This window comes from Actinomycetospora rhizophila, assembly GCF_042657905.1.
Lineage (GTDB): Bacteria > Actinomycetota > Actinomycetes > Mycobacteriales > Pseudonocardiaceae > Actinomycetospora > Actinomycetospora rhizophila.
In genome coordinates, this window is the sequence record NZ_JBHSKG010000005.1 from 1 (window position 1) to 20,364 (window position 20,364).

Sequence of the window (20,364 nt, forward strand, 5' to 3'; positions counted from 1 at the left end):
CGGCCTCGTAGATGTTGCCGTCGGCGGCGAAGTGGCGGTCGCTGGCGGTGGTGTCGGCGCTCATGATCGGTGCTCGCTCTCTGTCCGTGCTCGGTGCCCTCGTGGTGGGCGTTCGGCACTGTGACGGTGCGGGCGGGCCGGGATGTTCCCCGCCGACCGGGAAAATCGTTGCGCGAGGGGCCGGCTACGCAGCGTCAGAGTCGCAGCGTCGCGCTCGGCGAGCGCCCGTAGTGCTCGCGGTAGATGACCGAGAAGCGGCCCGGATGGCCGAAGCCCCACCGCGCGGCGATCGCCTCGACGCGGTCGCCGCGGGTGGGGTCGCCGGCGATCAGGTCGCGGTGGGCGCTCTCGAGGCGCACGCGGCGCAGGTACTCGAGCGGCGTGGTGTCGCGGTGGCGCCGGAACGCCAGCTGCAGCGAGCGCGCGCCGATCCGGGCGGCGTCCGCGATCTCGGTGAGCCCGATCTCCTCGTGGGCGTGCGCGTCCATGAAGTCCACCGCGCGCCGCACGGTCGCGGGCTCCGCCGGGCCCCCGTCGCTCGTCGTGGGGTCCATCAGCACGTCGAGGGCGGTGTTGGGGAACGTGGTGACCAGCGTCGTCGCCAGGTGGCGCAGGGTGTTCGCCCGGACCAGCGGCGCCGCCATGAGGGCGTCGGAGCTCAGGACGTCGTCGTGCACGTGGGTGCTCAGCCGGCGCCAGTAGTCGGCCAGCGCGAGCGACACCGGCGCCGCGGAGGTGAAGGCGACGGCCTCGGGCTCGAGTCCCGAGAGCTCGGCGGCGACGCGGAGGACCTGGGCGTGGTCGAGCACGGTGGTCTGGACGGTGACGTCCTGCCAGCCCGTGCCGTAGTCCGACCAGGTCGGGGTGAGCTTGAGCGTCCCGGCGACGGCGCCCGAGCCGTCGTCGACGTGGTGGGGACCGCCCGCCAGGTCCTGCACGACCACGAACGCGCCCGGGGGGTCGCAGCGCGCCCGCACCGGACCGGAGTGGCGCAGCCGCCCGATCCCGAACAGGTCGGTGCCCGCGACCTCGGTCCAGAACGTGAACCCCGCCGGATCGACCTTCTCGGGCCGGAAGTCGGTGTAGGTCTCGCACAGGTACTGGTTCGCGGCCTCGGGGTCGGTGCTGGCCCACTCGTACCGCGTGACCGCCTCGGGTCGGCTGCCGCCCGCCATCCTCACGCTCCCTAGCCGATCGTGCGCGATCGATTATGTCCGACCGATCTCGTCCGGGCGACGGCGCGGTGACCGTCGGGTTTCCCACGACATCCCCACCGCGGTGTCGCGTCAGACCGGGAGGTGACGAACGTCGGACACGGGTTACGCCGCGTAGGATCCTGAGCAGATGACCTGTTTTCCGGAGGGACGGCCATGGCCTACGTGCTCCTCGCGCTGGCGATCGCGAGCGAGGTCGTCGCGACGGTGTCGCTGAAGCTCTCCGAGGGCTTCACCCGTCTCGTGCCGTCGATCGTGGTGGTCGTCGGCTACCTCGTGGCGTTCGGCCTGCTCTCGCAGGCGCTGGCCCGGGGGCTGGGCGTCAGCGTCGCCTACGGCATCTGGGCGGCCGCCGGGGTCGCGCTCGTCGCGATGGCCGGGGCGGCGTTCCTCGGCGAGTCGCTGACGTGGGTGCAGGTCGGGGGCATCGCGCTGGTCATCGGCGGGGTGCTCGCGCTCGAGCTCGGGGCCCGGCCGGCGTAGGGGGCGGCCGTGGTCGACGAGACGGACGGGCGCCGCCGCAAGGGCGAGGAGCGCCGGCGGCTGCTGCGCGAGGCGACGATGCGCGTCATCGGCCGCGGGGGCGTGGCCGCGGTGACCCAGCGGGCCGTCGCCGCCGAGGCGGGTATGACGCCGAGCCTCGTGAGCTACCACTACCCGACCGTCGACGGGCTGCTGTCGGCGACGCTCGCCGCGGTCAACGACGACTGGGTCGCGGCGCTGGCGCGGTGCGCGGCGCACGACGACCCCCTGCCCGCCCTCGCCGGGCTCGTGGCCGCCGGCGCCGTCGACCCGAGCCGGACCGTCGACGCCGAGTACGAGCTGTTCCTGCAGGCGGGCCGGCGTCCCGCGCTGCGCGGCGAGTGGGTCCGCTGGACCCGCGCGCTCGACGCGGTGCTCGTCGCGGTTGTGCCCGACCCGCGGCGCCGTGCCGCGGTCGCCGCCGCCGTCGACGGTCTGTTCCTGCGCTGCTGGTGCGACCCCGCGCCGTGGAGCGCCGCGGACGTCGAGGAGGTCCTGCGCGCCCTCGTGCCCCGCTGAAGATCTCCGGGTCTGGTGCGCTCCCGGGGACGCCCGCTACGGTCGGTGGTCACCGGTGGCCCGTCCGGGCGACCCCGAGCACCGCGGACGCGCCGATGAAGAAGCTCGCCGAGCTCCTGGTCTGTTTCCTGCACCCCGTGGCCGTGGTGCTCGTGTGGCTCAACCTCGTGGTGCGCCCGGAGCTCAGCGGCACCGCGAAGATCGTCTGGGCGGTGCTCGCCCTCGTCCCGGTCGTGCCGTTCGTCTACGTGCTCACCGGTGGCGAGCTGTGGGAGGGCAAGAAGTCGGCCGTCTGAGCGCGCCGCGCCCGATCACCTGATGGTGTGGCGGGTGTGGGCTGGATCTCCTACGGTCGGCACGACCGCGGTCGAGCAGCGCGCCGCGACGCCCTTGACCGCCGACGACCAGGTTCGTGGCAGGAGCGCGCATGCTCGAGTGGTCCGACACGCTGTCGGGCACCGACCTCGCCGCCGCCCTCGGGTTCCCGCCCCCCGACGACGCCGCGTGGGCCCGGGTGGCCGACGGCGGTGCCGAGAGCGTCGAGCTGAAGGTCCTGCTCACGCCCGAGCCGGGGTCGACCGTGCACCTCGTCGGGCGCCACGGGCGTGTCCGGACCCGCCGCCTGCACCTGCTCGACACCCCCGACCTCGGGCTCGCCCACCTCGGCGTGCACGTGCGCCTGCGCGACCGGGGCCGCGACCGCTGGGACCTCACGGTGCGCGTCCGTGGCGAGGACCCCGTGCCGGGCGGCGCACCTCCGGCCGGGTCGCGGATCGAGCTCGACATGCTGCCCGGCCTCGTCCACCGCAGCACCGAGGTGCGCGAGCCCCTGGACCGCGAGCGCGCGCTCGACGTCCGCGACGCCCGGGTCCCCGTGCAGAAGGTCCTCACCGCCGACCAGGAGGAGCTGCTGCTGGGGGCGGCGGGCGAGCTCGGCGGCGCGGAGCTCGAGGTCTTCGGGCCGCTGGTGATCGAGCGCGCCCCCGTGCCGCGCCCGCGCTGCGGGCTGGCCCACGCCCGCCACGAGCGCTTCCGGTTCCCCGACGGCCGCGTGCTCGAGGAGTTCTCCGCGCGCTGCGCGCCCGCCGACGCCCGCCGCACCGCCGAGGCCGTGGCGGTCTTCCTCGCTACCCACGGGCTGGCGCCGGCGCCGCCCCACCGCACCAAGACCACGATGTGGACCGAGCAGCTGCGCACGGCCCGGTCGCGGTGGGCCGATCCGCCGTGGGACGCCTAGCCTCCTGGGCGTGACCACCGTTCTGCAGCACTGGGCCGGCGGCGCGGCCCTCAAGTCGACGACCGAGCGCTTCGGCGACGTCACCGACCCGGCGACCGGGCAGGTCACCCGCCAGGTGGTGCTCGCGACCGAGGCGGACGTCGAGGCCGTCGTCGGGGCGGCCCGCGAGGCGTTCCCCGGCTGGCGGGACACCTCGCTCGCCCGGCGCACGCAGATCCTGTTCGCGTTCCGGGAGCTGCTCAACGCCCGGGCCGGCGAGCTCGCGGAGATCATCACCGCCGAGCACGGCAAGGTGCTCTCCGACGCCGCGGGCGAGGTGGCCCGCGGCCAGGAGGTCGTGGAGTTCGCGTGCGGCATCGCGCACCTGCTCAAGGGCTCGGCCACCGAGAACGCCTCGACAAGTGTCGACGTGCACTCGATCCGCCAGCCGCTCGGGGTCGCCGGGATCATCAGCCCCTTCAACTTCCCGGCCATGGTGCCGATGTGGTTCTTCCCGATCGCGATCGCCGCGGGGAACACGGTGGTGCTCAAGCCGTCGGAGAAGGTCCCCTCGGCCGCACAGTGGCTCGCCGAGCTGTGGCGCGAGGCGGGGCTGCCCGACGGGGTGTTCAACGTGCTGCACGGCGACGCGACCGCCGTGGACGGGCTGCTGACCCACCCCGACGTGAAGTCGATCAGCTTCGTCGGCTCGACGCCGATCGCGCGTCACGTCTACGAGACCGGCACCGCGGCGGGCAAGCGGGTGCAGGCCCTCGGCGGGGCGAAGAACCACGCGGTGGTGCTGCCCGACGCCGACCTCGACACGGCCGCCGACCAGGCGGTCAACGCCGGCTTCGGGTCGGCCGGGGAGCGGTGCATGGCCGTCTCCGCCGTCGTGGCGGTCGGGACCGCCGCCGACCCGCTGGTGGAGAAGATCGCCGAACGGGCGCGCGGGCTGCGCACGGGCGACGGTCGCCGCGGCACCGACATGGGCCCGCTGGTCACCCGCGCGGCGCAGGAGCGGGTGTCGGGCTACGTGGATGCTGGCGAGGCGGCCGGCGCGCGGCTGGTCGTCGACGGCCGCGGCGTGACGCCCGATGCGGACGGGGACGGCTTCTTCGTCGGGCCGACGCTGTTCGACCGGGTCACCACCGACATGTCGATCTACACCGACGAGATCTTCGGTCCGGTGCTCTCCGTGCTCCGCGTCGAGACCTACGACGAGGCCGTCGCACTGATCAACGCCAACCCCTACGGCAACGGGACGGCGATCTTCACCAATGACGGCGGCGCCGCGCGGCGCTTCCAGCACGAGGTGGAGGTCGGGATGATCGGCATCAACGTGCCGGTGCCCGTGCCGACGGCCTACTACAGCTTCGGCGGCTGGGGGAGCTCGCTGTTCGGCGACACCCACGCCCACGGCACCGAGGGCGTGCACTTCTTCACCCGCGGCAAGGTCGTCACCTCGCGCTGGGTCGACCCCGCCCGCCGCGGCGGGGCGGGCGAGCTCGACCTCGGGTTCCCCCGTAACGACTGAGCGTCGACCTCCGAGGGCTCAGCGCGGGCCCGGGTGCCAGCGCCGGACCGCCTCGTACACCAGGGCGCCGCCGGCGACGACCGGGAGGTCGACCACGCCGAGGACGAGCAGCGCCGCGCCGCCGAGGTAGACCGGGGTGCGGTGGGGAAGCACGCGGCGCACCACCTGCGCGGCGTCCGCCGCGACCTCGACGACCGAGTCGGTGACCCCGCGCGGGGGCGCGGTGGGGGCGGCGGGCGCGACGACGCGCTCCGGCGGCCCGGCCGGGGGCACGGCGCCGTTGACGGGGGCGTCCGGGGCCGTCAGCGCGGTCGCGACCGGGTCCTCCCGGGGCTTCTTGTCCTTCTGGTCCTTCGCCATCGATCGACGCTACGCCGCCCGGCGGCGGTGCGGGAGCGGCCTCACGCCCCCACCGCCCGGGCCCAGCGGTCCGGGGAGGCCACCGGCCGGCCGTGCAGGGCGACGACGAGGGCCGGGCGCAGCGCGGCCAGGCGGCGCCGGGACGCCATCGCCACGTCGGGGTCGTCGTGGAGCCCCCGGGGCAGCGGCAGCCACCGCGGCGAGCGCGGGTCGCCCGACACGTTCACCGGGCCGTCGCCGACGATCAGCACCCGGTCCGCGGCGCGCCACAGCGCCAGGGTGCCGGGGCTGTGCCCGGGCACGGCGAGCACCGCGAACCCGGCGACGGCGTCGCCCTCGACGAGGCGCCGGTCCACTCGGCGGCGCTCGCGGGCCAGCGGCGCCAGCACGGCACGCCCGAGCACGCCGGAGTGCGTGTCGAGCCGCCCGCCCTCGAACCGGCCCGCGTCGGCCTCGCCCATCGCCAGCGGCGCGCCGGTCTGGCGGCACAGCCAGGCGGACGCGCCGACGTGGTCGCCGTGCGCGTGGGTCACGGCGTGCTCGGCGACGTGGCGCCCGCGCAGCAGGGCCGCGAGACGCCGTGCCGACCACGGGAACCCGGCGTCGACGACGACGTCGCCGTCGGGCCCCTCGATCAGCACGGTGTTGAGGAGGGCGGCGGGCGTGAGGGCGCCGAGGTGCACGCCGTCGGCGACCTCCTGCAGGTGCGCGGGCATGCCGGGCAGCCTGTCAGCTCGCGAGCGTCGCGACGACGAAGCCGTCCCGCTCCGCCGTGCCGGTCACCGTCGCGGCGACCGGGTGCGCGAACCCGGGCCCGTCGGTGACGAGGGTGTGGAACTCGCCGTTCTCCCCGCACGGGTCGACGCCGTCGGGGAGCTCGGCCAGCAGGTCGGCGTCCCACGCCCGCCCCGCGAAGGCCGCGGGCACCCGCGTCGGGTCGACGCAGACGACGACCGCGCGGAGACCGCGGTCGATCATCGTGCGGGCCAGGGCGCCGGTCGGGCGCCCCCACAGCGGGAAGCCGGCGGCGAGACCGGTGCCCGCGAGGGCCTGCTCGCGGTAGGCGCGGACGTCGGCGAGGAAGAGGTCGCCGTAGAGCACCCGGGTCGCCCCGTCCCCGCGGAGGCGGGCCCACGACGCGCGGGTGCGCTGCTCGTAGACGTCGTTCGGGCACGGCGCGGGCAGCGCCACGTTCTCGAGCGGCAGGCCGAGCGCCGCCGCCTGGGCGCGCACGCACGCGAGCGGGACGTGGCTCGCCACGACCAGACCGTCCGCGCCGACCGTGGTGTGCAGGCCGGCGACGGCCGTCGTCTCCCGGGCGACGGCCAGCGCGAACGCCCCGTCCTTGCCGCCCGACCAGCTCATCCAGGCCCGCTCGCCCATCAGGTCGGGGAGGCCTCCTCCTCGTCGTAGGGCTGGGGGTCGCCGGGCGGGGGGCTCTCGTTCTTCCGGGCGACGGCCTCGCCGACGACCCCGGCGGCCTCCTCGACGTCGTCCTCGTCCTCGAGCCGGCCGGTGCCGGGCGTCTGCGGTCCTGTCATGGCCCCGGGCTACCCACCCGGCCCGGATCGGGCACCGCCGCGGTCAGCGCCTCCGCAGCACCAGCGCCGTCGTGATCAGCAGGACGACGGTGCCGACCGACTCGACGACGAGCGTCGTCGTCGCCAGCTCGTACTCGAGGCTCGACTCGATGCCGAACAGGCCGACGGTGAGGGCGAGGACGAGCGCGGCCAGCGTGCCGGCCAGGAACAGCAGTCCGAGCACCGTCGAGATCGCGAGCAGCTGCCCGCGGGTGACCACCACGGCGATCGCCAGCACCAGCCCGCCGAGGGCGTTGAGGAGGAACAGGTTGCCGAGCACCCCGCCGGTGCCGCCCCACACCACGAGGTAGAGGTGGATGCCGCCCATGGCCAGCAGCGCGACGGCGCTGAGCACCTGCCAGACCATGGTCGAGCGCCGGCGCTCGCCGCCGCGCGCGATCCGGACCGTGGGCGTCTCACCCTGACCGAGCGGACCGCCCGCCGCGTGTGCCATGACCGCCACCCCGTCCCTGCGCTCGGTACGCAGCACGGATGGTCCTCCCGCGCCGCCGCCGGGTCGAGGGGCGAATCCGGCGATCAGCTACTTCCTCACCTCTCGTCCCGCTCGTCGCTCCCGTTGCGGCGCGAACTCGCGAACAGCGCGCCCCCGAGGGGGATGAGCAGGAAGAACACCCAGGCGTTGGGGATCGGCACGGTGAAGAACAGCACCAGCGCGATGATCGGCAACGCCCCGCTGATCGCCGGCCCGTAGCGGGCGAGCACGCCGGGCTCGCGCCGGGTCGCCGGCGCGCGCCCGGGGGTGGCGACGGCGGGCGTCTCCCCGGGCAGCGGGGGATGGGGCTGGGGCAGGTCGGCGAACAGCGGCACGAGGTCGTCGGCCGTCCGCGCCTCGGCGGCGCGGGCGCTGCGCTCGCCGTACTCCTCGGCGTCGAGGCGCCCGGCCTCGAGGTGCGCGTCGAGGGCCGCCATCGCCGCCTCCCGGTCGGCGGTGCCGATGCGGGGCGACGGCGGGTCGGACGGCCGTCCGGGCTGCGGGGGGACCGGCTCGCTCATGGTCGTGAGCATGCCACCGCCGACCAGCGGAGATCCCCACCCGGACGAGCTGTGCGCCCCGCGCCGCTCGACGAGGACCGTCGTCGTCAGTGCAGCGTCACCGTGTCGCCGACCCGCAGCGCGCCGCCCTGCGTCACCTGCGCGTACGCCCCGGCGCAGGGCAGCACGCCGAAGCCGGGGACCTCGACGCGGTTGGCGCGCATCGGCTCGCGGACCGCGTGCGGGGCCCGCGGCAGCGTGCCGTGCTCGAGCGTCGGCACCGAGCACCGCGGCGTCGGCAGCGACACCTCCAGCGTCACCGTCGACCCGTCCGCCGCCGTGAGGTGCAGCTCGCGCCCGAGCCAGGTGTTCTCCACGTACGGCGGCGTGCCCTCCGGCGTCTCGATGACGATGTTCGGGCGGTAGCGCAGGTACTCGACGCCGATCTCGTCGAGCGTCGCCGAGGTGATCAGGTGCACCGGCGAGTGGTCGACGAACGACGTGCCGGTGGTGCCCTGGGCGATCTCGAGGCCCGGGGCGTCGACCTCGGCCTCCACGCCGTGCTCCAGCACGTCCTCGGGGTCCGGGCGCTCGACCTCGGCCGCCTCCGGGCGCTGCGCGGACACCCGCACCGCGCGCCCGAGCTCGTCGGCCAGCGTCCGCGTGACCCAGGGGTCGAGCGCGTCGCGGGTCCAGCCCGCCGGTGAGGTGATGGTGACCCGGCCGTCCGCCGCGACGGCCGAGTAGCGCAGCAGGTCGCGCCACAGCCGCGGGTGCTTGGCCGTGGCGACCTTCCCGGTCGTCTCGTCGACGAGCGCGAGCCCGCGGTCGCCCTCGAGGCCGCCGTGGTCCACCCGCGAGCCCTCCAGGGGCTCACCGAGCATGGACTTCACCGGGTACCGCCACAGCGCGGTGATCTGCATCTGCCGTCCCTGGTCGAGCGCCGCCCCCGTACCCCGCGACCGTATCCGGCCGCGGGGCGCCGGGCGTCAGCCGCGCTGCGAGATGCCCGTCATGCACCACCGGCCGTCGGTCACCCCGAGCACGATGTCGGCGGGCAGCTGCTGCACCTGACCCTGCGCGCTGAGCACGAGGTCGACGGGCGCGCGGGCCTGGGTGTCGAGCTCGAGGATCGGCGGGCCGGCCGGCGTGGCCTGCTGCACCAGCGACAGCGCCTCCGGCGGGAACGGGTTGGTCGGCGCGCCCTGCTGGTCGCGGCACGACACGGCGTCGAGCTGCGCCGGGTCCTTCGCGGCCAGCGCCGACGTCGCCTGCGTGGCCACGCCGTCCGGGGACCCGGGCCGGATCGCCCACCCGGGCGCCAGGAACGCCGTCACCGCGAGCGCGACCACCGCGAGGACGGCGACGGTCGTGGCGGCGATCAGGGCCCAGGGGCGGGCCGGGGCGTCGTCCTCGTCGTCCTCGTCGAGGAAGTCGTCGTCGTCGGTGTCGAGCGTGTCGTCGGTCCCGGTCGCGGCCTCGGGCTCGGACGCGGGCTCGCGCTCGCCGGTCGTCTCCTCGGCGGTCGTCTCGTCGGTCGACTCGGTGGCCTCGGCCTTCCCGATCGCGGTGTCGGCGTCGGCATCGGTGCCGGCGTCGTCCGCGCGCTCGTCGGTCAGGGTCTCGCTGCGGCCGGGGTCGGCCATCGTCAGTCCTCTCGACGGCGCCCGTGACGGGGCCGGGTGGGGTGCCGTGTCCCCCCGCACGGTGCCTCATCGTCGTGGTGCCGTCGGCACCCGGGGACCTGCGGCGATCAGTCCGTGTCCGGTGCGCCCGCCTCCGCGGCCGCGGTGAGGCGGCCGAGGATCTCCTCCCAGCCGCGGACGAAGGCCCCGCCGGCGTAGCCGCCGGGGCGGGCGCAGTCCTCGCCGAGCTGGGCGTCCGACAGCGCCTCCCAGCCGCGGTGCTCCACCGCCACGCGGGTCAGCGCCGGGCCGAGCACGGTGAACGTCAGCTCCACCTCGGTCGGCGCGGGCGTCATGTTCCACGTCATCACCAGGCGCGCGGGCGGCTCCCAGGCCAGCAGGTGTCCCCAGTCGCACTCGGTGCCGTCGTCCCACCGCTCGTGGACGCGGCCTCCGACGCGCGGCTCGACGTGCACGGTGCGCACCCGCTCCTTGCCCGCGGAGTACGGCTGCAGCGGCCACCACTGCCCGATCGTCGAGACGAACACGTCGAACGTGTGCTCGCGGCCGCTGCGCACCGTCGTCGACTGCCGGATGGGCGGGCGGCGCAGCGTGGTGACGGTGTCAGCCGGTGGCGTGCTCGTCATCCGATAACCCCCTGTCGGCCTCCACGAGGCGGCGTGCGGTGTCCAGCGACGACGCCCACATGTCCTCGAGGAACTCCCGCAGGCCGTCGAGGCCCTCGGGGCGGGCGCGGTAGAGCCGGCGCGTGCCCTCGCGCCGCTCGGTGAGCAGGCCCGCGTCCTTGAGCACGGTGAGGTGCTGGCTCACCGCGGGGCGTGTGACGTCGAACGCCGACGCGATCTCGCCGGCGGAGAGCTCGTCGTGGGCCACCAGGCGCAGGATGGAGCGCCGTCGCGGCTCGACGAGGGCGCGCAGTGTCACGGTCTCCCGGTCGTCCTCGGTCACGCGCGCCTCCTTCCGTCAGTCATGACGAACGTTAGCGGACCGGCACGCCGACGGCCAGGGGCTCACTTGATCAGCTTCAGGACCTCGCGGAACGCCTCGTTCCCGCTCGAGCCCAGCCACTCGAACACCACCATCTCGGTGGTGAGCACGTCGACGCCGTGGGCGCGCATCCGCTCCAGGGCCCGGTCGCGGTTCGCCGGGCGGCGGCTGCCGACGGCGTCGGCGACGACGGCCACCTCGCGGCCCTCCGCGCGCAGCGCGAGCACGGTCTGCAGCACGCAGACGTGCGCCTCGCAGCCCAGCGCGACGACCGTGCCCGGACCGGGGTCGATCCCGGCCGCGAAGCTCGTCTTGGCGATCGCGGGCGCGGGCAGCAGGTCCGCGATCGCGCCGACGGTCGGGCCGAGGCCGTCGGGGTTCTGCTCCGTGGCCGCGACGCCGACGCCCAGGCGCGTCGCCGCCCGGACCAGCCGGCCCGCGTTCTCGACCACCTCCGCCGCGTCGGCGATGGCGGGCATCAGGCGTTCCTGGAGGTCGACGACGAGCAGGGTCGAGTCCTGCGCGGGGATCAGGGCCACGGGAGGCACGGTAGGCGCCGGGACCGGTTGACGGGACCTCGCCCGGCGCCGTAGGCCATGCGGATGTGACCCCCGGACACACCGACCGCGTCGCCGACCACACCGCGCGCTTCGCCGCCTTCCTGGAGGCGGAGGTGGCGCCGCTGGAGGCCGAGCTCGCCGCGCAGGACGTCGGCACCGCGTACAACCCGCGCCTCGACGAGGCCGGCCGCATGCACCCCGCGGTGTGGGAGGCGCGCCGCGAGGTGCAGCGGCGCTCCGCGGCCGCCGGGCTCTACAACCCGCACGTGGGCGCCGCGGTCGGCGGCGGGGGCTTCACGCGCGCCGAGATGCAGCACGTCGAGGAGTTCGTCTACCGGCGCTCCGGGCTCGGGCTGGGGCTCGCCGCGCTGGGCTGGACCGAGGGCGCGAACCCGGCGATCGAGCACTGCTCGGACACCGCGCGCAAGGAGTGGCTCGAGCCGCTGATGGCGGGCGAGATCACCGCGGCCTTCGCCAACACCGAGATCCACGTCGGCACCGACGTGCTCGCCATGGAGACCACCGCCCGCCGCGACGGCGCCGACTGGATCCTCGACGGCACCAAGGCCTGGATCACCAACGCGCACTTCGCCGACGTCGTCCAGGTCGTCGCCGTCACCGAGCCCGGGGCCGGGTCCCGGTCGCTGTCGATGTTCCTCGTCGACGCGACCAGCCCCGGGTTCACCCGCGGCCGCGACATCCCGACCATGCTCGACGACGGGCTCACCGGCGAGCTCCACCTCGAGGGCGTGCGGGTGCCGCCCGAGAACGTGGTGGGCGAGGTCGGCGACGGGTTCGCGCTGGCCATGGCGTGGATCAACTGGCGCCGCCTGTGCCGCGGCGGGATGTGCGCGGGCTGGGGCACGTGGCTGCTCGAGCGCGCCCTCGACCGCGCGCAGCACCGCACCTCGGGCGGCGCGCCGATCGCCGAGCTGCAGGCGGTGCAGCACATGCTCGCCGACATGGATGCCGACGTGTACGCGGCGCGCGCGGCGTCCCTGCAGGCCCAGGTCGAGCTCGACGCGCTGCCCGGCGGGCCCTACGGCATGCCGCTGCACCCCGACGCGCCGCGCCTGACGAGCCTGGTGAAGGTGATCAACGACGAGGCGTTCTTCCGGGTCGCCGACCGCGCCGTGCAGGTTCACGGCGGCACCGGCCTGCGGCTCGGCTCGCCCGAGGAGAAGCTCTTCCGGCTCGCCCGCAACCTCAAGATCCCGGCCGGCACGGTGGAGATCCAGCGCAACGCGATCGCCCGGGGCCTGCTGCGGCGCGGGGTGGGCCGGTGACGCTCGCCGCGGTGACCGGGCGCTTCCAGCCCGTGCACGACCAGCACCTCGAGCTGTTCGCCCGCGCGCTCGCCGAGCACGAGCACCTCGTCGTCGCGGTCACCAATCCCGACTCCGGCGCCCGCCACGTCGCCGCCACCTCGGCGCACCGCCACACCGACGACGCCAACCCGTTCACCTATTTCGAGCGGTGCCGGCTGCTCGCGGCGGCGCTGGCCGGCGCGGGGATGGCCGAGCGCGCGACCGTCGTCCCGTTCGACCTCACCCGCCCCGAGCGGTGGCCGGAGTACGTCCCGCGGGGCGCCGTGCAGTACGTGCGCGCGTTCTCGGCGTGGGAGGCCGACAAGGCCGGGCGGCTCGCCGACGGCGGCTACGAGGTCGTGGTCGTGGACGGCGACCCCGCGACGAAGCTCGACGCCGCGACGATCCGCGCCGCGTTCCGGGACGGGGGCTGGGCGTCCCTCGTGCCGCCGGCCACCGTGCCGGTGCTGCGCGCGCTGCTCGACGAGCGGGTCGCGCGGTGAGACCACCCGGGTACGGCGAGGGCCAGCCGCGCCTCGACGACGACCGGCTGCCGGTGGTGCTCGTCGTCCTCGACGGCCTCGGCGACCGCCCCGTGCCCGAGCTCGGCGGCCGCACCCCGTCGGAGGCCGCGCGCACGCCCGTGCTCGACGCCCTCGCCGCGCGCGGGTCGTCGGGCTGGCACCTGCCGTTCGGCTGGGGCCGGGCGCCGTCCTCGGAGCTCGCGCACTGGGCGATGTTCGGCTACGACGACGTGCCCTTCCCGGGGCGGGCGGTGCTCGAGGCCCTCGGCGCCGGGATCGAGGTGCCGCCGGACGTCGCCGTCACCCACGCGGCGCTGCGCCCGTCGTCGGTCGGCCCCGACGGCCGCGTGTGGATCACCGGCCGCACGGCGGGGTGGGACGGCGACGACGCGGCCGCGCTGCTCGAGGCGCTCGCGCCCGTCGCGGCGGCGCACGGCGCGCGGCTGGAGGCGCTCGGCGGGCGGGGCGAGGCGCTGCTGGTGCTCGGCGACCACGCCGACGGGCGCGTCACCGACTCCGACCCGTTCTTCGAGGACCGGCACCCGTGGCTGCGGGTGCTGCCGTGCGAGGACACGGCGGCCGGCACCGCCGTGTCGCTCACGGCCCTGCTCCTCGAGGCGCGCGCGGTGCTCGTCGAGCACCCCGTCAACGTCGCGCGCCGCGGCGGTGAGCGCCCGCCGCTGGACGTGCTGACCACGAAGTGGTCGGGGTCGCGCGGGGCGGTCCCGCGGTTCGCCGACCACGTCGGCGTCCCCGGCGCGGCGGTGACGAGCACCCGGCTCTACCGCGGTCTCGCCGCACTGCTCGGGATGCGCAGCCGGCACCTCCCGCCCCACCTGGACCCGCGCCGGGACCTCGGCACCGAGCTCGCGGACCGCCTGACCGCCGCGCAGGCGCTCCTCGACGAGGGCGCCGCGTTCGTCCACGTGCACACCAAGGCCACCGACGACGCCGGGCACACCAAGGAGCCGCGCGCCAAGCTCGAGGTGCTCGAGGCCGCCGACCCCGGCCTGTCCGCGCTGCACGAGCTGGCCGGGCGCGCGATCGTCGCCGTCACCGGCGACCACGCGACGCCCTCGACCGGCGGCGTCCTGCACACCGGCGACCCGACGCCGCTGGTGGTCGCGGGCCCGACGGTGCGCCGGGACGCGGTCGAGGCCTTCGGCGAGGGCCCGGCGGCCGCCGGCTGGTACGGCGCGCTGACCGCGCGCGAGCTGCTGCCGCTGCTGCTCGGACACGCCAACCGCGCCGCGTTCCTGGGCCACCGCGCGACCGCCCGCCCCACCGCGGCGCTGCCCGACGCGCCGGAGGCGATGGTCCTGCCGCCCGGACGGCGGGCGCGGCGGTCGAGCTGATCGCGGCCCCGATGCACCACGATCATCGCCATGCCGCCCGAGCACGGTCATGCCCCCTACGCCGGTAGCGGTCTCGACGCCGCCGTCGTCCCCACGTTCACCGCCGAACCGGGGGTGATGCCGGACCACCGGCTGCCCGAGCACGAGCTGGCGCCCGAGATCGCGCACCAGCTCGTGCGCGACGAGCTGATGCTCGACGGCAACGCGCGGCTCAACCTCGCCACGTTCGTCACGACGTGGATGGAGCCGCACGCGGCGGCGCTGCTCGCCGAGTGCGCCGACAAGAACATGATCGACAAGGACGAGTACCCGCGAACCGCCGAGCTCGAGCAGCGGTGCGTGCGGATGCTCGCGGACCTCTGGCACGCGCCCCACCCGCGCACGGCGCCGGGCACCTCGACGGCGGGGTCCAGCGAGGCGTGCATGCTGGCCGGTCTCGCGCTCAAGCGGCGCTGGCTGGCGCAGGGCCGCACCGGCCGCCCGAACATCGTCATGGGCGGCAACGTGCAGATCTGCTGGGAGAAGTTCGCGAACTACTTCGAGGTCGAGCCCCGCCTCGTCCCGATGAGCGGCGAGCAGTTCCACCTCGACGCGGAGCACGCTCTCTCCCGGGTCGACGAGAACACGATCGGCGTGGTCGCGGTGCTCGGCTCGACCTTCGACGGCAGCTACGAGCCCGTCGCCGGGATCTGCGCCGCCCTCGACGACCTCACCGCGCGCGGCGGGCCGGACGTGCCCGTGCACGTCGACGGCGCGTCCGGCGCGATGGTCGCGCCGTTCCTCGACCCCGACCTCGTCTGGGACTTCCGGCTGCCGCGGGTCGCCTCGATCAACACGAGCGGCCACAAGTACGGCCTCGTCTACCCGGGCCTGGGCTGGGTCGCCTGGCGCGACGCGGCGGCGCTGCCCGAGGAGCTCGTCTACCGGGTCAACTACCTGGGCTCGGAGATGGCGACCTTCACGCTCAACTTCTCGCGCTCGGGCGCGCCGGTGGCCGCGCAGTACTACCAGTTCCTGCGCCTGGGCCGGGACGGCTACACCCGCGTGCAGCGGCACTGCCGGGAGGTGGCGACGAAGCTCGCGCTGGGCGTCGAGCGGCTCGGACCGTTCCGCCTGCTCACCCGCGGCGACGAGCTGCCCGTGTTCGCCGCCACGCTGGCGCCCGACGTCACGGCCTACTCGGTGTTCGACGTCTCCGCCGGCCTGCGCGAGCACGGCTGGCAGGTACCGGCCTACACGTTCCCGCCCGACCGCACCGACCTCGCGGCGCTGCGCTTCGTCGTGCGCAACGGCATGACCCACAGCCTCGCCGAGCAGCTCCTCGCCGACCTCCGCACCGTGCTCGAGCGCCTCGGGCGGCAGGGCCACCCGCTGCGCGACGCCCGCACCGACGCCTCGTTCAGCCACACCGGGGCGCCCGCGCGGTGAGCGACCGCGCCGGCGGCGGAATCCGTCGGTCTCCGACAAGCCCGCGGCCCCGCGGGGATGAGACAGTCGGGGGGTAGGGCACGAGCAGCAGGGAGGTCCGGCCATGACCGTCCCGTCCGTCGTGCCCTGTCGCGGGGGCTCGTGGCCGCCGGGGACGACCGTCGCCGAGGCCATGCTCGCCCGGCCGAAGATCTGCGCGCCGTCCACCACGGTCGGGCAGGCGCGGGCGATGTTCGACGACGACCACGTGCACGCCCTGCTCGTCGTCGACGCCGGGGTGCTGCTCGCCGTGGTCGAGCGCCCGGACATCGAGGGCGCGCCCCCCGACGCGCCGGCGGTCGAGCGGGGCCTGCTCACCGGCCGCGTCGTCGGCCCGGACGCCGACCTGCACGCGACGTGGGACGCGATGACCGGGCGGCGCCTCGCCGTGGTCAACCCGCAGGGCGTGCTCCTCGGCCTGCTCTGCCTCAAGCGCAGCCGCCGCGGGTTCTGCTCCGCCGAGGACGTCGCGGCGCGCGAGCGGGAACGGCGCCTGGCCGGGTAGGGAGGCCGCGCGCAGCGTTCCCGCGACGCCGCAGCCCGTAGCGTGACCGGGGTGGACTTCCGCGAACCCGAGGACCACCGTCTGGTCCGGGAGGCCGTCCGCGACCTCTGCGCTGCCTTCGACGACGACTACTGGGCCGCGTGCGAGCGCACCCGCACGTTCCCCCGGGCGTTCTACGACGCCATGGCCGCCGGCGGCTGGGTGGGCATCGCGATCCCCGAGCAGTACGGGGGCGGCGGGCAGGGCATCGCCGTGGCCGCGATCGTGCTCGAGGAGGTCGCCGCGTCGGGCGCGTGCATGAACGGCGCGAGCGCGATCCACATGTCGATCTTCGGGATGCATCCCGTCGTGCTGCACGGCAGCGAGGAGATGCGCGCCCGCTACCTGCCCCGCGTCGCGACCGGCGACCTGCACGTCGCGTTCGGCGTCACCGAGCCGGACGCGGGCCTCGACACCACGGCGATCACCACGCGCGCCGTGCGCGACGGTGACGGCTACCGGGTGCACGGCCGCAAGGTGTGGACGTCGAAGGCGCTCGAGTCGGAGAAGGTGCTCCTGCTGGTGCGCACCACGCCGGCCGCCGACGTCGCGCGCCGCACCGAGGGCCTGAGCCTGCTCCTGGCCGACCTGCGCGACCCGGCGGTGACGATCACCCCGATCCCCAAGATGGGCCGCAACGCCGTCGCGTCGTGCGAGGTGTCCTACGACGGGCTCGCCGTGTCGGGCGACGACCTCGTCGGCGAGGAGGGGCGCGGGTTCCGCTACCTGCTCGACGGCCTCAACGCCGAGCGCGTCCTCATCGCCGCGGAGGCCCTGGGCACCGGACGGGCCGCGCTGCGCCGCGCGGTCGCGTACGCGAAGGAACGCCGGGTGTTCGGGCGCAGCATCGGCGCCAACCAGGCCGTCGCCCACCCCCTCGCCGAGGCGCACGCGCGCCTGCACGCGGCGGCGCTCGTCGTCGCCGAGGCGGCCTGGCGGATCGACCGGGGCGACCCGGCCGGGGAGGCCGCGAACACCGCCAAGTTCGTGGCCGCCGAAGCCGGGTTCTTCGCCGCCGACACCGCGGTGCAGACCCACGGCGGCTTCGGCTACGCCGAGGAGTTCCACGTCGAGCGCTACTTCCGCGAGGCCCGGCTGCAGCGCCTCGCCCCGCTGCCGCAGGCGATGGCCCTGAACTACCTGGCACAGTCGGTGCTGGGCCTCGAGCGGTCGTATTGAGGATCTCCGACCACGTCCGCGCGGGCGACGGCGTCTGGTGGGGCCAGGCCGGCGCGGAGGCGACGCCGCTGGTGGACGCGCTGCTGGACTCCCGTGTGCCGGTGCGCGCGTTCTGCGGGCTCACCGTCAACGCGCGGCTGCGCACGCCGCCCGCGGGCCTGGCGCTCACCTCGTACGGCGCGCTGGGGGAGCTGCGCGCGGCGCCGGGGCTCGACGTCGTGCCCGCGCACTACTCGGCCCTGCCGCGCCTGTTCGCCGAGGGCCTGCTGCCCACCGACGTCGGGCTGGTCCAGGTGTCGCCGCCCGGGCCCGACGGCACGTGCTCGCTCGGGATCGGCGCCGACTACGCCGCCGACGCCGTGCCCCACACCCGCGTGCTGCTCGCCGAGATCAACCACCGGATGCCGCGCACCGCCGGCACCCCGGGCATCCCGCCCACGCGGTTCGCGGCGACCGTGGAGACCGACCGGCCGCCGGCCCCGGTGCCCGAGCGCGCGCCGGACGCGGTCGACGCGGCGATCGCCGGGCACGTCGCGGGGCTCGTCGAGGACGGCGACACAGTGCAGATCGGCGTCGGCGCGCTGCCCACCGCGATCCTCGCCGGCCTCGCCGGCCACCGGGACCTCGGCTTCCACGGCGGCATGCTCACCGACGGCGTGCTCCGCCTCGTCGACCGGGGCGTGATCACCGGCGCGCGCCAGGAGGTCGACCGCGGGCTGCTCGTCACCGGCACGGCGATCGGCAGCGCGGAGCTCTACGCGCGCGTGCCCGACCTGCCCGTGGTGTTCCGGCCGCCGAGCCACACCCACGACCCGGGCGTCCTCGCGCGGCTGCGGCGCCTGGTCGCGATCAACTCCGCGCTCGAGGTCGACCTGGGCGGGCAGGTCGGCGCCGAGTCCGTCCGCGGTCGCCGCCTCGGGGCCGTCGGGGGCCAGGCCGACTTCTCCGGGGCGGCCGCGCGCACCGGGGCGCGCTCGATCATCGCCCTGCGCGCCACCGCCGGCGGGCGCTCGACGATCGTCGCGTCCCTGTCCGGGCCGGTCACCACCGCGCGGGGTGACGTCGACGCCGTCGTCACCGAGCACGGCGTCGCCCACCTGCGCGGATGCCCCGAGAGCGACCGCGCCCGGCGGCTGCGGGCGATCGCCGCGCCGGAGCACCGCGAAGGGCTCTAACGCCCGGGGAACACCGGCGGGCGCTTGGCGAAGAACGCGGTCACGCCCTCGACGCGGTCCTCGCTGTCGATCACTCGGGCGACCGCGGTGTCGGTGTCCGCCCAGCCCTGCGCATCGGCGTCGCCCAGGGCGGCGTCGAGGGCGGCGAGCGTCGCCCGCACGGCGACGGGGGAGCGCGCGGCGACCCGCCCGGCGAGCTCGAGGGCGCGCTCCGGCGCCGCGCCGGGCTCGACCAGCTCGGTGACCAGCCCCAGCTCGTACGCCCGCTCGGCGGAGAGCGGGTCGCCGGTGAGCAGTATCGCGCGCGCCACCATCGGCGGCAGCGCGCGCGGCCCGCGGAAGAGCGCCCCGCAGTTGGCGACCAGCCCGAGCCCGACCTCCGGGAGCCCGAACCGCGCGGTGCGCGAGGCGACGACGACGTCGCAGGCCAGCACGATCTCGAAGCCGCCGCCGAACGCGATGCCCTCGACCGCGGCGACCAGCGGCGTCGTGCGCTGCCGCGCGACGACCCCGTAGTTGCCGCCCCGCGGGGTGGGCGCGCCGGGCCCCACCGCGATGTCGGTGCCCGCGCAGAACACCGACGGCCCGCCGGTGAGGACCCCGCAGCGCAGGTCGGGGTTGTCGTCGAGGGTGTCCAGGGCGCGGTCGAGCGCGGCCGTCATCGCCGGGTCGACGGCGTTGCGCTTGTCGGTGCGCGTCATCGACACCGCGAGGACGTGTCCCCGGCGCTCGGTCCGCACGCGGGCGGCGATCTCGTCCTCGGTGGGCGCCGGCTGCTCCGGCCAGAGGGAGGTCATGTCTCAATCCTGGACGGTTCACCGAACCGGCGTCCGCTCGTGCCTAGTGTCGGCGCGACCGACGAAGGGAGATGCCAGTGTCGACGACGGTGTCGGGAGATCGGGCAGCGCTCGCGCGGTACGTCGTGGAGCGCTACGCGGCGGGCGCGAGCCTCATGCGCCTGGCCGAGGACACCGGGCGCAGCTTCGGCCACGTCCGCCGGCTGCTGCTCGACGCGGGCGTCACCCTGCGTCCTCGGGGCGGGAGCCGTCCCCGGACGACCTGATCGTCGTCCCCGGGGCAGCACGCCGCGTCGTGGGTAACCGCGGCCATGGCCAAGGGCGCACAGGACTACGCGCAGGACTACACCCATCCTGAGCTGCGGGAGCGGCTCAAGGAGGAGCTCAAGGCGTCGGACAAGGGCGGGGCGCCGGGCACGTGGTCGGCGCGCAAGAGCCAGATGCTCACCCAGGAGTACGAGAAGCAGGGCGGTGGCTACCGGCACCCCGACCGGCCCACGGACGCCCAGCGCAGCCTCGAGCAGTGGACCGACGAGGAGTGGCAGACCGCCGACGGCTCCACCGACGCGCGCGGGGACGGCGGGACCGACCGCTACCTGCCGAAGCAGGCGTGGGAGCAGATGTCGGACGAGGAGAAGGAGGAGACGCGCGAGCGCAAGCGGAAGGGCTCGGCGCAGGGGCAGGGCGACGTCCCGAACACCGACGCGGCGAAGAAGGAGCGCCAGGGCGCCCACCTCGACGAGATGACCGCCGACGAGGCGGTGAAGAAGGCCCGGCGGATGGACCCGGACACCGCGCAGCGGGCCCTCGAGCACGAGCGGGACCACCGCGACCGCACGACCGTCGAGCGGCAGCTGGGGAAGACGGCCGGGAACGGCTGAC

The 20,364-nt window shown here is 75.7% G+C and carries 27 protein-coding genes; 14 read left to right on the top strand and 13 right to left on the bottom strand.

Translation table 11 applies throughout. From position 1 onward, the window contains the following. Positions 1-194: 194 nt before the first annotated feature. Positions 195-1,175, bottom strand: coding sequence for a helix-turn-helix transcriptional regulator (locus ACFPK1_RS11300; RefSeq protein WP_378021024.1), 981 nt, complete (start codon positions 1,173-1,175; stop codon positions 195-197). A gap of 195 nt (positions 1,176-1,370) precedes the next feature. On the opposite strand from ACFPK1_RS11300, the gene ACFPK1_RS11305 reads away from it, so the two are divergent. The 5 genes from ACFPK1_RS11305 (at position 1,371) to ACFPK1_RS11325 (ending at position 5,008) form a co-directional block, all read left to right on the top strand. Continuing rightward, positions 1,371-1,697: a DMT family transporter gene (locus ACFPK1_RS11305; protein ID WP_378021025.1), complete on the top strand. Its 327-nt coding sequence runs from the start codon at positions 1,371-1,373 to the stop codon at positions 1,695-1,697. A gap of 9 nt (positions 1,698-1,706) precedes the next feature. After that, positions 1,707-2,255 (top strand): TetR/AcrR family transcriptional regulator, encoded by a 549-nt coding sequence (locus tag ACFPK1_RS11310; protein ID WP_378021026.1) that lies wholly within the window; start codon positions 1,707-1,709, stop codon positions 2,253-2,255. Positions 2,256-2,350: 95 nt separating this feature from the next. After that, positions 2,351-2,551 (top strand): hypothetical protein, encoded by a 201-nt coding sequence (locus tag ACFPK1_RS11315; RefSeq protein WP_378021027.1) that lies wholly within the window; start codon positions 2,351-2,353, stop codon positions 2,549-2,551. Positions 2,552-2,682: 131 nt separating this feature from the next. Next, a complete protein-coding gene (locus ACFPK1_RS11320) occupies positions 2,683-3,492 on the top strand; it encodes a CYTH domain-containing protein (RefSeq protein WP_378021028.1) in 810 nt (269 codons plus the stop codon). A gap of 10 nt (positions 3,493-3,502) precedes the next feature. Continuing rightward, positions 3,503-5,008, top strand: a complete 1,506-nt coding sequence (locus ACFPK1_RS11325) for a CoA-acylating methylmalonate-semialdehyde dehydrogenase (RefSeq protein WP_378021029.1) — start codon at positions 3,503-3,505, stop codon at positions 5,006-5,008. Positions 5,009-5,026: 18 nt separating this feature from the next. On the opposite strand, the gene ACFPK1_RS11330 is transcribed toward ACFPK1_RS11325, so the two are convergent. The 11 genes from ACFPK1_RS11330 to ACFPK1_RS11380 all read right to left on the bottom strand — a co-directional run bounded on the left by ACFPK1_RS11330 (position 5,027) and on the right by ACFPK1_RS11380 (position 11,113). After that, entirely contained in the window at positions 5,027-5,368 is a 342-nt protein-coding gene (locus tag ACFPK1_RS11330) for a hypothetical protein (RefSeq protein ID WP_378021030.1), read from the bottom strand. Between the two features lie 41 nt (positions 5,369-5,409). Next, on the bottom strand, positions 5,410-6,084 hold the full coding sequence (locus tag ACFPK1_RS11335; RefSeq protein ID WP_378021031.1) for an MBL fold metallo-hydrolase: 675 nt from the start codon (positions 6,082-6,084) through the stop codon (positions 5,410-5,412). A gap of 13 nt (positions 6,085-6,097) precedes the next feature. Beyond that, positions 6,098-6,751, bottom strand: a complete 654-nt coding sequence (locus ACFPK1_RS11340) for a Dph6-related ATP pyrophosphatase (protein WP_378021032.1) — start codon at positions 6,749-6,751, stop codon at positions 6,098-6,100. Next, on the bottom strand, positions 6,751-6,909 hold the full coding sequence (locus ACFPK1_RS11345) for a hypothetical protein (RefSeq protein ID WP_378021033.1): 159 nt from the start codon (positions 6,907-6,909) through the stop codon (positions 6,751-6,753). Before ACFPK1_RS11345 ends, ACFPK1_RS11340 begins: the two co-directional genes overlap by 1 nt. A 43-nt stretch (positions 6,910-6,952) precedes the next feature. Then, entirely contained in the window at positions 6,953-7,402 is a 450-nt protein-coding gene (locus ACFPK1_RS11350; protein ID WP_378021034.1) for a hypothetical protein, read from the bottom strand. A 95-nt stretch (positions 7,403-7,497) separates the two neighbouring features. Continuing rightward, on the bottom strand, positions 7,498-7,962 hold the full coding sequence (locus tag ACFPK1_RS11355; protein ID WP_378021035.1) for a DUF1707 SHOCT-like domain-containing protein: 465 nt from the start codon (positions 7,960-7,962) through the stop codon (positions 7,498-7,500). 86 nt (positions 7,963-8,048) lie between these two features. Beyond that, positions 8,049-8,864 carry an MOSC domain-containing protein gene (locus tag ACFPK1_RS11360; RefSeq protein ID WP_378021036.1) on the bottom strand — a complete coding sequence of 272 codons (816 nt, stop codon included), beginning with the start codon at positions 8,862-8,864 and terminating at the stop codon, positions 8,049-8,051. A gap of 66 nt (positions 8,865-8,930) precedes the next feature. After that, on the bottom strand, positions 8,931-9,587 hold the full coding sequence (locus ACFPK1_RS11365; RefSeq protein ID WP_378021037.1) for a hypothetical protein: 657 nt from the start codon (positions 9,585-9,587) through the stop codon (positions 8,931-8,933). A 107-nt stretch (positions 9,588-9,694) separates the two neighbouring features. Then, positions 9,695-10,213 carry an SRPBCC domain-containing protein gene (locus tag ACFPK1_RS11370; protein ID WP_378021038.1) on the bottom strand — a complete coding sequence of 173 codons (519 nt, stop codon included), beginning with the start codon at positions 10,211-10,213 and terminating at the stop codon, positions 9,695-9,697. Then, entirely contained in the window at positions 10,191-10,535 is a 345-nt protein-coding gene (locus ACFPK1_RS11375) for an ArsR/SmtB family transcription factor (RefSeq protein ID WP_378021039.1), read from the bottom strand. Before ACFPK1_RS11375 ends, ACFPK1_RS11370 begins: the two co-directional genes overlap by 23 nt. 62 nt (positions 10,536-10,597) lie before the next feature. Then, positions 10,598-11,113: an isochorismatase family protein gene (locus ACFPK1_RS11380; protein ID WP_378021040.1), complete on the bottom strand. Its 516-nt coding sequence runs from the start codon at positions 11,111-11,113 to the stop codon at positions 10,598-10,600. A 65-nt stretch (positions 11,114-11,178) separates the two neighbouring features. Here ACFPK1_RS11380 and ACFPK1_RS11385 point away from each other — a divergent pair, with 65 nt between their 5' ends. The 7 genes from ACFPK1_RS11385 (at position 11,179) to ACFPK1_RS11415 (ending at position 18,685) form a co-directional block, all read left to right on the top strand. Further along, complete coding sequence (locus ACFPK1_RS11385; RefSeq protein WP_378021041.1) at positions 11,179-12,420, top strand: acyl-CoA dehydrogenase family protein; 1,242 nt, start codon at positions 11,179-11,181, stop codon at positions 12,418-12,420. Beyond that, complete coding sequence (locus ACFPK1_RS11390) at positions 12,417-12,944, top strand: adenylyltransferase/cytidyltransferase family protein (RefSeq protein ID WP_378021042.1); 528 nt, start codon at positions 12,417-12,419, stop codon at positions 12,942-12,944. The genes ACFPK1_RS11385 and ACFPK1_RS11390 overlap by 4 nt, the downstream gene beginning before the upstream one ends. After that, positions 12,941-14,320: a phosphoglycerate mutase gene (locus ACFPK1_RS11395; protein ID WP_378021043.1), complete on the top strand. Its 1,380-nt coding sequence runs from the start codon at positions 12,941-12,943 to the stop codon at positions 14,318-14,320. The genes ACFPK1_RS11390 and ACFPK1_RS11395 overlap by 4 nt, the downstream gene beginning before the upstream one ends. Before the next feature lie 30 nt (positions 14,321-14,350). Further along, positions 14,351-15,748 carry a glutamate decarboxylase gene (locus ACFPK1_RS11400; RefSeq protein WP_378021044.1) on the top strand — a complete coding sequence of 466 codons (1,398 nt, stop codon included), beginning with the start codon at positions 14,351-14,353 and terminating at the stop codon, positions 15,746-15,748. A gap of 103 nt (positions 15,749-15,851) precedes the next feature. Continuing rightward, positions 15,852-16,292, top strand: coding sequence for a CBS domain-containing protein (locus tag ACFPK1_RS11405; RefSeq protein ID WP_378021045.1), 441 nt, complete (start codon positions 15,852-15,854; stop codon positions 16,290-16,292). 51 nt (positions 16,293-16,343) lie between these two features. Continuing rightward, positions 16,344-17,510 (top strand): acyl-CoA dehydrogenase family protein, encoded by a 1,167-nt coding sequence (locus ACFPK1_RS11410; protein ID WP_378021046.1) that lies wholly within the window; start codon positions 16,344-16,346, stop codon positions 17,508-17,510. Beyond that, positions 17,507-18,685 (top strand): acetyl-CoA hydrolase/transferase family protein, encoded by a 1,179-nt coding sequence (locus ACFPK1_RS11415; protein ID WP_378021047.1) that lies wholly within the window; start codon positions 17,507-17,509, stop codon positions 18,683-18,685. The genes ACFPK1_RS11410 and ACFPK1_RS11415 overlap by 4 nt, the downstream gene beginning before the upstream one ends. Here ACFPK1_RS11415 and ACFPK1_RS11420 read toward each other — a convergent pair. Beyond that, positions 18,682-19,482 (bottom strand): enoyl-CoA hydratase-related protein, encoded by an 801-nt coding sequence (locus ACFPK1_RS11420; protein ID WP_378021048.1) that lies wholly within the window; start codon positions 19,480-19,482, stop codon positions 18,682-18,684. The two genes, ACFPK1_RS11415 and ACFPK1_RS11420, sit on opposite strands and share 4 nt — an antisense overlap. Positions 19,483-19,559: 77 nt before the next feature. Between ACFPK1_RS11420 and ACFPK1_RS11425 the strand changes: the two genes are divergently transcribed. Beyond that, positions 19,560-19,748: a helix-turn-helix domain-containing protein gene (locus ACFPK1_RS11425; RefSeq protein WP_378021049.1), complete on the top strand. Its 189-nt coding sequence runs from the start codon at positions 19,560-19,562 to the stop codon at positions 19,746-19,748. A gap of 45 nt (positions 19,749-19,793) precedes the next feature. Continuing rightward, the gene (locus ACFPK1_RS11430) at positions 19,794-20,363 is read left to right on the top strand and encodes a hypothetical protein (RefSeq protein WP_378021050.1); all 570 of its coding nucleotides are present in this window, start codon (positions 19,794-19,796) and stop codon (positions 20,361-20,363) included. Position 20,364: the final 1 nt, after the last annotated feature.